The 11,811-nt window shown below is 56.5% G+C and carries 12 protein-coding genes and 1 pseudogene; all 13 read left to right on the top strand.

Features of this window, described 5'->3' with window-relative positions:
* Positions 1-139 precede the first annotated feature (139 nt).
* Positions 140-1,438, top strand: coding sequence for an MFS transporter (locus QZ534_RS15890; RefSeq protein ID WP_296935787.1), 1,299 nt, complete (start codon positions 140-142; stop codon positions 1,436-1,438).
* A gap of 339 nt (positions 1,439-1,777) precedes the next feature.
* A complete protein-coding gene (gene mnmG / locus QZ534_RS15885) occupies positions 1,778-3,664 on the top strand; it encodes a tRNA uridine-5-carboxymethylaminomethyl(34) synthesis enzyme MnmG (protein WP_296935785.1) in 1,887 nt (628 codons plus the stop codon).
* Positions 3,665-3,673: 9 nt separating this feature from the next.
* The gene (gene rsmG / locus QZ534_RS15880; RefSeq protein WP_296935784.1) at positions 3,674-4,318 is read left to right on the top strand and encodes a 16S rRNA (guanine(527)-N(7))-methyltransferase RsmG; all 645 of its coding nucleotides are present in this window, start codon (positions 3,674-3,676) and stop codon (positions 4,316-4,318) included.
* A 50-nt stretch (positions 4,319-4,368) separates the two neighbouring features.
* Positions 4,369-5,163 (top strand): AAA family ATPase, encoded by a 795-nt coding sequence (locus QZ534_RS15875; RefSeq protein WP_008172572.1) that lies wholly within the window; start codon positions 4,369-4,371, stop codon positions 5,161-5,163.
* Positions 5,164-5,223: 60 nt separating this feature from the next.
* Entirely contained in the window at positions 5,224-6,099 is an 876-nt protein-coding gene (locus tag QZ534_RS15870; RefSeq protein WP_296935819.1) for a ParB/RepB/Spo0J family partition protein, read from the top strand.
* Between the two features lie 271 nt (positions 6,100-6,370).
* Positions 6,371-6,769 (top strand): F0F1 ATP synthase subunit I, encoded by a 399-nt coding sequence (locus QZ534_RS15865; protein ID WP_136630339.1) that lies wholly within the window; start codon positions 6,371-6,373, stop codon positions 6,767-6,769.
* 19 nt (positions 6,770-6,788) lie between these two features.
* Positions 6,789-7,661: a F0F1 ATP synthase subunit A gene (atpB, locus tag QZ534_RS15860; protein WP_069182395.1), complete on the top strand. Its 873-nt coding sequence runs from the start codon at positions 6,789-6,791 to the stop codon at positions 7,659-7,661.
* Positions 7,662-7,736: 75 nt separating this feature from the next.
* A complete protein-coding gene (atpE, locus tag QZ534_RS15855; RefSeq protein ID WP_012138088.1) occupies positions 7,737-7,994 on the top strand; it encodes a F0F1 ATP synthase subunit C in 258 nt (85 codons plus the stop codon).
* 69 nt (positions 7,995-8,063) lie between these two features.
* On the top strand, positions 8,064-8,534 hold the full coding sequence (locus QZ534_RS15850) for a F0F1 ATP synthase subunit B (RefSeq protein ID WP_174805021.1): 471 nt from the start codon (positions 8,064-8,066) through the stop codon (positions 8,532-8,534).
* 15 nt (positions 8,535-8,549) lie between these two features.
* Positions 8,550-9,086, top strand: a complete 537-nt coding sequence (locus QZ534_RS15845) for a F0F1 ATP synthase subunit delta (protein ID WP_296935779.1) — start codon at positions 8,550-8,552, stop codon at positions 9,084-9,086.
* A 28-nt stretch (positions 9,087-9,114) separates the two neighbouring features.
* Entirely contained in the window at positions 9,115-10,659 is a 1,545-nt protein-coding gene (gene atpA / locus QZ534_RS15840) for a F0F1 ATP synthase subunit alpha (protein ID WP_136630338.1), read from the top strand.
* A gap of 75 nt (positions 10,660-10,734) precedes the next feature.
* Complete coding sequence (gene atpG / locus QZ534_RS15835) at positions 10,735-11,598, top strand: F0F1 ATP synthase subunit gamma (RefSeq protein WP_008172593.1); 864 nt, start codon at positions 10,735-10,737, stop codon at positions 11,596-11,598.
* A gap of 55 nt (positions 11,599-11,653) precedes the next feature.
* A pseudogene (locus QZ534_RS15830) lies at positions 11,654-11,811 on the top strand (F0F1 ATP synthase subunit beta); the annotation flags it as partial.

Below are 11,811 nucleotides of genomic sequence, written 5' to 3'. Positions count from 1 at the left end.
GAGAGCCAAAAATCAAGCATTTAAGTTAAATTAACTCCGTCAAAAAAATGAACGGCGCTATCAATTTGCGGATATTTGCACCAGATGCGGGCAGTTTCCGATCACAAAGGTTGGTCATGCCCCAAAACAGGATTTCGTGATGCCATCAAAAAGTCAGTTCCGTCTGCTTGGTCAACGCCGCTTCCTGCCGTTCTACCTGACCCAGTTCTCCGGCGCCTTCAACGACAACCTGTTCAAGAACGCGTTGCTGCTGCTGATCACCTACAGTGCTGGCGGTTTGATGGGTCTGTCGGTGAATGTGGTGGTCAACCTGGCGGCCTTCCTGTTTATCCTGCCGTTCTTCCTGTTTTCCGGCATTGCCGGCGAAATGGCGGACCGCTATGAAAAATCCAGAATCATCCGGAATGTGAAGCTGGCAGAGATCGTGATCATGTCTGTTGCGGCGGTTGGGCTATGGTTCGGCTGGTATGAGTTGTTACTGTTACTGTTGTTTCTGATGGGCACCCAGTCCACCTTCTTCGGTCCGGTCAAATACGCCATCCTGCCCCAGGTGCTGGCGGATGATGAACTGGTGGGCGGCAACGGTCTGGTCGGTATGGGCACCTTTGTTGCCATTCTGTTGGGCACCATTGCCGCGGGCCTGCTGATGGGGTTCGAAACCGCTGCGCGCCTGACGGCGATTGCTGTAGTGGTGATGGCGGTGCTTGGTTATCTGGCGGCACGCCAGGTGCCGGCCACCGAACCCGACGGTTCCGGTGTCACGGTGCGTTTCCGGCCGGTGGTGGAAACCTGGCGGCTGATGGCCCTGGCGGCCGAGCGTCGCCAGGTGTTGCTGGCGGTGTTGACCATCTCCTGGTTCTGGTTTCTTGGCGCTGCCTACCTGACCCAGTTTCCCAACTTTGCCCGCACCAATCTGCTGGGCGATGAAACCGTTGTCACCCTGTTGCTCGCCATGTTCACCATCGGTATCTCCATCGGCGCCATGATGTGTGAGCGGCTCACCAAACACCGGATTACCCTGGCACCGGTGCCCTGGGGCGCTCTGGGGCTGAGTCTGTTTGGTATTGATCTGTACTTTGCGGTGCCCGACGATCCCGTGGCCTCAACCTGGCTGACCCTGTTGACCGATCCCGTCTACCTCAGGGTGTTGGTGGATCTGGTGGGCATCGGTATCTGTGGCGGTCTGTTCATAGTGCCTTTGTATGCCTTCATCCAGCACGAAACCCCACATGCGAAACGTGCCCGTATCATCGCTGCGCTGAATGTCATCAACGCGTTGTTCATGGTGGTGAGTGCCCTGGCCGGAATTGTGGTGCTGGGTGTGTTGCAGTTCAGCATTCCCGGGTTTTTCCTGCTGCTGTCCCTCCTGAATGGTGCGGTTTTACTGGTGGTCTGGCGGCTTCGGCGAAAAACGGCAGCACAATCTGTGGATAATTAATTGGAAAACCTGCGGAAACACGCCGGATGAATTATAAAATAATCATATAAAACAAAAGCTTAATTAATAAATTAGGGTGTTTAATAAGTAGTCCTTCATGTGGATAACTTTCTTGAAAACTTTTCTGAGAAGAGTGATCCAAGCGTCTGAAAAGCCATAAATTTCGGTTTTCCACTATGCCTTTTGGCTCGTAAAAACCTCTTGCCAGGCCGGTGTGCCGGCCATGCCGCTTTTAACCGGGATTGTCTCTGGTTAAAATTTGCACATCCTGACTGCAATTTTCCGGGTGAGGCGTTATACTCGCCGCCCTATTTATCCCCCCGATTTCCGAGGTGAGCTGTGGATTTTCCGACCCGTTTCGATGTCATTGTCATTGGTGGTGGCCATGCCGGTACCGAGGCTGCGCTTGCGGCCGCACGCATGGGTTCCCAGACCCTGCTGCTGACCCACAACATTGAGACCCTGGGCCAGATGTCCTGCAACCCGGCCATTGGCGGCATTGGCAAAAGCCATCTGGTGAAAGAGATTGATGCCCTCGGTGGCGCCATGGCTGAGGCCACGGACAAGGCCGGTATACAGTTCCGGGTCCTTAACAGCCGCAAGGGACCGGCCGTGCGTGCTACCCGTGCCCAGGCGGATCGCGTTCTCTACAAGGCCGCCATTCGCCATACTCTGGAAAGCCAGCCGAACCTGACCCTGTTCCAGCAGGCGGCGGACGACCTGATTGTGGAAAACGACCAGGTGACCGGTGTCGTTACTCAAACCGGTATCCGCTTCAACGCCAGGACCGTGGTGCTCACCACCGGTACTTTCCTGGGCGGCGTTATTCACATTGGTATGCAACACCATGCCGGCGGTCGTGCCGGAGATGCGCCGGCCAATGCCCTGGCCCAGCGCCTGCGGGAACTGCCGTTCAACGTTGGTCGCCTGAAAACCGGCACACCGCCGCGCATCGACGCCCGGTCTGTGGATTTCTCGGTGATGCAGGAGCAGTGGGGGGATGACCCCACCCCGGTGATGTCCTTCATCGGCAGCCGTAGCCAGCATCCGGAACAGGTGTGCTGCTACGTGACCCGGACCACCGAACAGACCCACGATATTATTCGCAGCGGCTTCGACCGCTCGCCTATGTTTGCCGGCAGCATCGAAGGCGTGGGCCCCCGCTACTGCCCGTCGATCGAGGACAAGGTAAATCGCTTTGCCGACAAGGATTCCCACCAGATCTTTGTGGAGCCGGAAGGCCTGACCACCAACGAGCTGTACCCGAACGGGATTTCCACCAGCCTGCCCTTCGATATCCAGCTGGCAGCGGTGCGTTCGATTCCCGGGTTTGAGAATGCCCATATCACGCGGCCGGGTTACGCCATCGAATACGACTACCTGAATCCGCAGGACCTGCGCCACACTCTGGAGACCAAGTTTATCCAGGGCCTGTACTTTGCCGGCCAGATCAATGGCACCACCGGCTATGAAGAAGCGGGCGCCCAGGGCCTGCTGGCCGGAATCAACGCGGCTTTGCGCTCCCAGGAAAAAGACCAGTGGTATCCGCGCCGGGACGAGGCTTACCTGGGTGTGCTGGTGGATGACCTGATTACCATGGGCACATCCGAGCCCTATCGCATGTTTACCAGCCGCGCCGAGTACCGTCTGATCCTGCGCGAGGACAACGCCGATCTGCGCCTGACAGAAACCGGCCGCAAACTGGGCCTGGTAAATGACGAGCGCTGGCAGAAGTTCAATGACAAGCGCGAGGCGATTGCTACCGAGCGCAGCCGCCTGGAATCCACCCGGATTCATCCGAATACCGAGGCCGGTGAGCGTGCCAACGGCTTTCTCAAGCAGCCCATGACCCGGGATCAGTCCCTGGCCGAACTGCTGCGTCGCCCCGAGATTGTCTACAGCCATATCGCCGAGATCGGTGCCGAGCAGGCTGACGACCCGGTGGTTGCCGACCAGGTGGAAATCGAGATCAAGTACGAGGGCTACATTTCCCGTCAGACCGACGAGATCGAACGGCTCCGTAAAAACGAGAACACCGCCCTGCCGGTGGATCTGGACTATGACGTGATTGGTGGTCTCTCCAACGAGATCAAACAGAAGCTCAAGACCGTGCGGCCGGAAACCGTCGCCCAGGCCTCCCGTATTCAGGGCGTTACTCCGGCGGCAGTCAGCCAGATCCTGGTGCATCTGAAAAAGCGCGACTTGCTGCGCAAGCAGTCGGCCTGACCTGCGCCCATGACCAATTCACTGTGGCATGGCCAGCTCCGGGATGGACTGGCCGCGATGGGCCTGTCCCTGGCCGAGGATCGCCAGGAAAAGCTGCTGGCGTTCCTCGGCCTGCTCAACAAATGGAACCGGGCCTACAATCTCACCGCCGTGCGTGACGAGCGGGAGATGGTGTCCCGGCAATTGCTCGATAGCCTGAGTATTCTGCCCTGGGTCACCACGGAGCATCTGCTGGATGTTGGTGCAGGCGGCGGTCTGCCCGGCATCCCCCTGGCGATCGCCCTGCCGGAAAAACGCTTTACCCTGCTCGACAGCAACGGCAAGAAAACCCGCTTTCTCAATCAGTGTGTACTGGAGTTGGGCCTGAAAAACGTCGAGGTGATTCATGGCCGGGCGGAAGATTGCAGCCCCGCAGAACCCTTCGTCCAGATCAGCAGCCGCGCCTTTACCGCGTTGGAGAACCTGGTGAACTGGTGCGGCGATCTGTTGGCAAATGAGGGCGAGTTCCTTGCCATGAAAGGTCAGTTTCCGGATGATGAAGTGGCTGCCCTCCCGGCTGGCTGGCAGGTAAAATCCAGCCATTCCCTGGACGTTCCCGGTGCCGATGGCGAACGCCATCTGCTGGTGGTCGCCCGGGCCGCGAATTCCCGGTAGTACGGCAGTCGAAGTTCAACATCGCTAACCCAGAAACAAGGAGGCAGGACATGGCGCGCGTGATTGCAGTGACCAATCAGAAAGGCGGTGTGGGCAAAACCACCACCTGCGTCAACCTTGCCGCCTCCCTGGCCGCCACCAAACGCCGGGTGCTGCTGGTGGATATGGATCCTCAGGGCAACGCTACCATGGGCAGCGGTGTGGATAAGAATGCACTGGAACTGTCCGGCTACGACATGCTGACCAAGCGTGCCAGCGCCGCAGAGGTGATCATTCCCGCGGAAGCCTCGGGTTTCGATATCCTGCCGGCCAACGGCGACCTGACCGCCGCCGAAGTCGAGCTGATGAACGAGATTGGTCGTGAACATCGCCTGCGACTGGCGTTGAACACGGTTCGCGACAACTATGATTACATCCTGATTGATTGCCCGCCATCACTCAGCCTGTTGACGGTGAATGCCCTCTCGGCGGCCGACTCGGTACTGATTCCCATGCAGTGTGAGTACTACGCATTGGAAGGACTGGCCGCGCTGATGAACACCGTTGAGCAAATTCAGGAAACCGTGAACCCGAATCTGCAGGTGGAGGGGATTCTGCGCACCATGTATGACCCCCGGAACAGCCTGACGCTCGATGTGTCCGGCCAGTTGAGCGAGTACTTTGGCGATAAGGTCTACCGTGCGGTGATTCCCCGCAATGTCCGCCTGGCCGAGGCGCCCAGCTACGGCGTGCCGGCCCTGAAGTACGACCGGGCGTCCAAGGGTGCCATCGCCTACCTGGCCCTGGCCGGCGAGATGGTGCGTCGCCATGGTTCAAAAAAGACATCCGCGCCGGTTGCGGTGTAACATACCGCCCTGTCACTCACTTAAGTACAACGATTTTCAACGGGAAGAATGACTGACACCATGGCGGCGAAGAAACGAGGATTGGGTGAGCGTGGACTGGGCGCCCTGCTGGCAGGCTCCAAGGTCAACCTTGACCAGGAGCTGAAAGACCACGATGGTGAGCTCCGCGAAGTTCCCATTGATCTGATCCAGCGTGGCCGGTATCAACCCAGGCGTGATATGGACCCTGCAGCCCTGCAGGAACTGGCCGATTCCATTCGCCAGCAAGGGGTGATGCAACCGGTCGTGGTGCGTCCCATTGCGGAAGGTCGCTATGAACTGATTGCCGGTGAACGTCGCTGGCGCGCCACCCAGATGGCCGAGCTGGACAGCATCCCTGCCATCATCCGGGATGTCCCCGATGAAGCCGCCATCGCCATGGCGCTGATCGAGAACATCCAGCGCGAAAACCTCAATCCCATTGAAGAAGCCTTCGCTCTCCAGCGCCTGCAGGATGAGTTTGGCCTGACCCAGGCCCAGGTGGCCGAAGCCGTAGGAAAGTCCCGCACCACCATCACCAACCTGCTGCGACTGATCGGTTTGTCTGAAGATGTTCGTATCATGCTCGAGCATGGTGATCTGGAAATGGGCCATGGCCGGGCGATGCTGACCCTGGCCCCGGAACTGCAGATGCAGGTAGCCAAACAGGTGGTCGCCAAATCCCTCTCGGTCCGCCAGACCGAGGCCCTGGTTCGGCGTGTGCAACAGGAAACTCCGGACAGCAAATCCCGGAAAAAAGGCACCGTGGATCCCAATATTCGCGCCCTGCAGGACGATCTGGCAGAACGACTGGGGGCTCGCGTGTCCATCGATCATGGCCAGCGTGGCAAAGGCAAGTTAGTGATCGAATACAGCTCTCTGGACGAGCTCGATGGCATTCTGGGCCATATCAAATAAAACGTCGGGGTTTCATCGGCCTTCCGGCCCCCCTACGAAAGTTCGTACCTGGCTATGCACACAACATGTAGTGGTGAAAAACTGAACGGCTGTCTATTTATGACTGAAATTGCCAAAACCCAGTCATTCCGCTGCGTTTCACGGATCAGCCCGCGCCCGGTTTTGTTGATTCGTGCACATTGAACACATATAATCTGCGGCGCTCGTATCGGTGTATTTGCTTACTTTTTAAACGACATCGACCGAAAAGCACCGTACTTCCGGAACGAACATGACGAAGGCAGTTTCAGGCGGTATTCGCCGCCCGCCCATCGCACGATGGTTTGTAATAGAAAGTGTGGTACTTGTCTTCGTTAGTCTGGCGTTTCTCTTGCGAGGCCAGGTTTCCGGTTATTCAGCGCTGTTGGGCGGACTTATCTTTCTGATCCCCCATGGTTATTTTGCGCTCAAGGCATTCCGCTACTCCGGCGCGCGGTCTGCCAAGAAGATCATGACTTCTTTTTACCAGGGTGAGGCCGGCAAGCTCATCCTGTGCGCCATCCTCTTCACGATGGTGTTCAAATGGATTCAGCCGCTTGATATAGCGGCACTTTTTTTAACATTTGCGATCATGCTGGTCACCAACTGGTTGACACCGCTACTTGCGGGCAGCAATACGCAGCAAAGCTAACTGGACCTGGGAAACCGTTATGGCAGGAAGTGCATCCGAATATATCCAGCATCACCTCCAGAACCTCACCTACGGTAAGCTGCCGGCAGGCTATGAGCGTGCCGACGGAACCGTGCTTCAAGATGCTACCTGGACGCTGGCTCACACCGGCAAGGAAGCATCCGACATGGGCTTCTGGGCATTGCACATTGACTCACTGGGCTGGGCGGTAGCGCTCGGTGCCCTGTTCCTGTTCATTTTCCGAATGGCAGCCAAGCGTGCTACCTCGGACCAGCCCGGTGGCCTCCAGAACTTCGTTGAAGTGATGGTCGAGTTTGTCGACCAGAGCGTGAAAGAAACCTTCCACGGAAAGAACAAGGTCATTGCTCCGTTGTCACTGACCATTTTCTGCTGGGTATTCCTGATGAACCTGATGGACCTCGTTCCGGTGGATTTCCTGCCGCAGCTGTTCCACCTGATGGGTCTGGAATACATGAAGGTGGTTCCGACCACGGATGTGAACGTGACCCTGGGCATGTCCCTGTCTGTCTTTGCGCTGATCATTTATTACAGTCTGAAGGTGAAAGGAGTTGGTGGCTTCGTGGGTGAACTGACCCTGCACCCCTTCTCTTCCGACAATATGTTCCTGAAGATCCTTCTGGTTCCGGTTAACCTGCTGCTGGAAGGCGTGAGCCTGATTGCCAAGCCGATCTCGCTGGCACTGCGTCTGTTCGGTAACCTGTACGCCGGCGAGCTGATCTTCATCCTGATTGCGCTGCTTCCCTTCTGGGCGCAGTGGGCACTGTCTGTTCCCTGGGCGATTTTCCACATCCTGGTTATCACCCTGCAGGCATTTATCTTTATGATGTTGACGATCGTGTACCTGAGCATGGCTCACGAAGACAGTCACTGATCGGACACCATTAAGCCGTAGTTCTAAACCCTAAACCCTTAAACTGAAAAACCTAACTGAAAACTGGGAGTTATCATGGAAACTGTAGTTGGAATGACCGCTATTGCCGTTGCACTGCTGATTGGCCTGGGTGCCCTGGGTACTGCGATTGGCTTTGGTATCCTCGGTGGCAAGTTCCTGGAAGGCGCTGCGCGTCAGCCGGAAATGACCCCGATGCTGCAGGTTAAAATGTTCATCGTTGCAGGTCTGCTGGACGCCGTAACCATGATCGGTGTTGGTATCGCACTGTTCTTCACTTTCGCCAACCCGTTTGTCGGCCAGATCGCCGGTTAATCGAGTCGCCAGAGCCGGGGTTTTGCCCCGGTCAGATGATTCTTAACAAAACAGGCGAGAGGTGAAGACGTGAACATTAATTTGACGATGATTGGTCAAGCCATCGCGTTCTTTATCTTTGTCGTCTTCTGCATGAAATACGTGTGGCCGCCAATCATGGCCGCACTGCAGGAGCGTCAAAAGAAGATCGCTGACGGACTGGCTGCCTCAGACCGCGCTGCGCGCGATCTGGAACTGGCTCAGGAAAAGTCAGCTCAGGAACTGCGTGAAGCCAAGCAGCAAGCTGCTGGTCTGATTGAACAGGCCAACAAGCGCGCGGCCCAGATTGTGGAAGCATCCAAGGATGACGCCCGCAAGGAAGGCCAGAAGCTGATTGAGCAGGCCAAGGCCGAAATTGAACAGGAGCGTAATCAGGCTCGTGACGCATTGCGTGCAGAAATTGCCACCATTGCCGTTGCCGGTGCTGAGAAGATCCTGGAAACCTCTGTCGATGCCTCCAAGCACAACGAGATGTTGGAAAAACTGGCGGCAGAACTTTAAACGACGAGGTTCATCATGGCAGAACTGAGAACGCTGGCCCGTCCCTACGCAAAGGCAGCATTTACTGCCGCTCAGGAGCATGAACAGCTGGCTGAGTGGTCCCAGGTGCTGACAATTGCCGGGCAGGTCACCGCGAACAAAGACATTCGACAGCTTCTCGCGAATCCGGGTCTGGAAGAGCAGAAGAAGGCAGAACTGATTCTGGAGGTCGCTGAAGACGGCGTCACCGATCAGGTCCGCAACTTTTTCGCTGTACTGGCTGAAAACCGCCGGCTGACTCTTCTTCCTGAGATTGCAGCGCTCTTCAACACGTACCGGGCTGATCTGGAGCGCACTGTTGATATCGAAGTTACCGCGGCTTTCGAGCTGACGGACGAACACCAACAGAAGCTCGCCCAGGCACTTTCGAAGAAACTCGAGCGGCAAGTGTCACTCGCAGCGTCACTGGACAAGTCTCTGATTGGCGGCGTGATTATTCGCACCGGCGATCTGGTCATTGACGCATCTGTACGCGGAAAGCTGACCAAGCTGGCCGACGCTCTGGGCTCCTGATTTCAGCACAAGGTTTGAGGATATTGGCATGCAGCAACTGAATCCATCCGAGATCAGTGACATCATCAAGAAGAGAATCGAAAAACTCGATATCTCTTCCGAAGCAAAGAACGAAGGTACGATCCTGTCGGTTTCCGACGGTATCGTGCTGATCCACGGTCTTGCCGACGTTATGTACGGTGAGATGATTGAATTTGCCAACGGCACTTTCGGTATGGCTCTGAACCTGGAGCGTGATTCCGTTGGTGCGGTTGTGCTGGGTGATTACGAAGATCTGGCCGAAGGCCAGAAAGTTCGTTGCACCGGCCGCATCCTGGAAGTACCGGTTGGTCCGGAACTGATGGGCCGCGTTGTTGACGCTCTGGGTAACCCCATCGACGGCAAGGGCGACCTTGGTACCGACCTGACCTCTCCGGTTGAGAAGGTTGCACCGGGCGTTATCGCGCGTCAGTCCGTTGATGAGCCGGTTCAGACTGGTCTGAAGGCAATCGACACCATGGTGCCGATCGGTCGCGGCCAGCGTGAGCTGATCATCGGTGACCGTCAGATCGGTAAGACCGCTGTCGCCATCGACGCGATCATCAACCAGAAAGACACCGGCATCAAGTGTATCTATGTTGCCGTCGGTCAGAAGCAGTCTTCCATCGCTGCCGTTGTGCGCAAGCTGGAAGAGCACGGTGCGATGGATCACACCATCGTGGTTGCCGCCGGTGCCGCCGATCCTGCAGCGATGCAGTTCCTGGCTCCGTACTCCGGTACTTCCATGGGTGAATACTTCCGTGACCGTGGCGAAGACGCCCTGATCATCTATGATGATCTGTCCAAGCAGGCCGTGGCTTACCGCCAGATCTCCCTGCTGCTGCGTCGTCCGCCAGGCCGTGAAGCATATCCGGGTGACGTATTCTACCTGCACTCCCGTCTGCTGGAACGTGCGTCCCGTGTAAACGCTGATTACGTTGAGCAGCTGACCAATGGTGAAGTGAAAGGCAAGACCGGTTCCCTGACCGCCCTGCCGATCATTGAAACCCAGGCTGGTGACGTGTCCGCGTTCGTACCGACCAACGTAATCTCCATTACCGACGGTCAGATCTTCCTGGAAACCAACCTGTTCAACTCCGGTATCCGTCCGGCGATGAACGCCGGTATCTCCGTATCCAGGGTAGGTGGTTCGGCCCAGACCAAGATCATGAAGAAGCTCGGCGGTAACATCCGTCTGGCTCTGGCCCAGTATCGTGAACTGGCCGCTTTCGCACAGTTTGCTTCCGACCTCGACGAAGCAACCCGTCAGCAGCTTGAGCACGGTCAGCGTGTAACGGAACTCATGAAGCAGAACCAGTACAGCCCGATGTCTGTGGCTGAAATGGGTACGGTTCTGTTTGCAGCCAACGAAGGCTTCCTGGACGACGTTGATGTCGACAAGGTAGTGAAGTTTGAAGCGCAGATGCTCGACTGGATGCGCTCCGAGCAGAAAGACCTCCTCGACAAGATCAACGAGAAAGGCGATTACAACGACGAAATCGCTGCCGGCCTCAAAGCTGCACTTGAGAAATTCAAGACCACTCAGAGCTGGTAAGAAAACGGGCCTGCGGCAACTGTCGCGGGCCGCTTTTCGTAGCAACGAGTGTCTAACTTGAGAAGGCAGTGAGTTATGGCCGTCGGCAAAGAAATACGTAACCAGATATCAAGCATCAAGAGCACGCAGAAAATCACCAGCGCCATGGAAATGGTGGCTGCGAGTAAAATGCGTAAGGCTCAGGAGCGCATGCAGGCAACCCGCCCGTATGCCGACAAGATGCGTCAGGTGATCGGGCACATTGCCAAGGCGAATGCTCAGTACAAGCACCCGTTCATGGTCGAGCGCGAGGTCAAGCGCGTGGGCTATATCGTGGTGTCAACTGATCGTGGCCTCTGCGGTGGTCTGAACATTAACCTGTTCAAAGCGCTTGTCCGTGAAATGAAAGCGTGGAAAGAAAAAGGAGTGGAAACCGATCTGTGCGCCATCGGGCAGAAAGGGGCTTCCTTTTTCCGGAGCTACGGCGGCAATGTCGTCGCGGCGCTGACCCATCTGGGGGACAGCCCGAGCTCTGAAAAACTCATCGGCAACGTCAAGGTTATGCTGGATGCGTTCTCGGAAGGAAAGATTGATCGCTTGTACGTGGTCAGTAACGAGTTCGTTAACACCATGACCCAAAGCCCGAAGGTGGAGCAGCTTCTGCCCCTGCCGGAGAGCGAAGACGAAGAAGAGATCAAGAACCAGTGGGATTATCTCTACGAGCCCGATGCCAGGCAGATCCTCGATGGCCTTCTGCCACGTTTTATTGAATCCCAGGTGTACCAGGGTGTGGTAGAAAATCTGGCATGTGAACAGGCAGCCCGGATGATCGCCATGAAGAGCGCAACTGACAACGCCGGTAGCATTATCGACGAGCTTCAGCTGGCTTATAACAAGGCGCGTCAGGCAGCCATTACCCAAGAGATATCGGAGATTGTGAGCGGCGCCGCTTCGGTCTGATCCAGCCCACAATCCAACTGGTTTTATTGACTATCAAGATAACGAGGAACCGAGCATGAGTAGCGGACAAATCGTTCAGATCATTGGCGCGGTTATCGACGTGGAATTCCCACGTGACTCCGTACCCAAAGTATATGACGCACTGCTGCTTGAAGGTGGCGAAACAACTCTGGAAGTCCAGCAGCAGCTGGGTGACGGCATTGTTCGTACCAT

The organism is uncultured Marinobacter sp., from assembly GCF_913055835.1.
Classification (GTDB): Bacteria; Pseudomonadota; Gammaproteobacteria; order Pseudomonadales; family Oleiphilaceae; genus Marinobacter.
Note: the sequence above shows the minus strand (reverse complement) of the source record. Positions and strands in the feature narration are given on the sequence as shown.

What these genes read in the sequence shown, in the direction of transcription:
- QZ534_RS15890 (WP_296935787.1), top strand. Translation starts at nt 140, where the DNA reads ATGCCATCAAAAAGTCAGTTCCGTCTGCTTGGTCAACGCCGCTTCCTG.
- rsmG (WP_296935784.1), top strand. Translation starts at nt 3,674, where the DNA reads ATGACCAATTCACTGTGGCATGGCCAGCTCCGGGATGGACTGGCCGCG.
- QZ534_RS15875 (WP_008172572.1), top strand. Translation starts at nt 4,369, where the DNA reads ATGGCGCGCGTGATTGCAGTGACCAATCAGAAAGGCGGTGTGGGCAAA.
- QZ534_RS15870 (WP_296935819.1), top strand. Translation starts at nt 5,224, where the DNA reads ATGGCGGCGAAGAAACGAGGATTGGGTGAGCGTGGACTGGGCGCCCTG.
- QZ534_RS15865 (WP_136630339.1), top strand. Translation starts at nt 6,371, where the DNA reads ATGACGAAGGCAGTTTCAGGCGGTATTCGCCGCCCGCCCATCGCACGA.
- atpB (WP_069182395.1), top strand. Translation starts at nt 6,789, where the DNA reads ATGGCAGGAAGTGCATCCGAATATATCCAGCATCACCTCCAGAACCTC.
- atpE (WP_012138088.1), top strand. Translation starts at nt 7,737, where the DNA reads ATGGAAACTGTAGTTGGAATGACCGCTATTGCCGTTGCACTGCTGATT.
- QZ534_RS15845 (WP_296935779.1), top strand. Translation starts at nt 8,550, where the DNA reads ATGGCAGAACTGAGAACGCTGGCCCGTCCCTACGCAAAGGCAGCATTT.
- atpA (WP_136630338.1), top strand. Translation starts at nt 9,115, where the DNA reads ATGCAGCAACTGAATCCATCCGAGATCAGTGACATCATCAAGAAGAGA.
- atpG (WP_008172593.1), top strand. Translation starts at nt 10,735, where the DNA reads ATGGCCGTCGGCAAAGAAATACGTAACCAGATATCAAGCATCAAGAGC.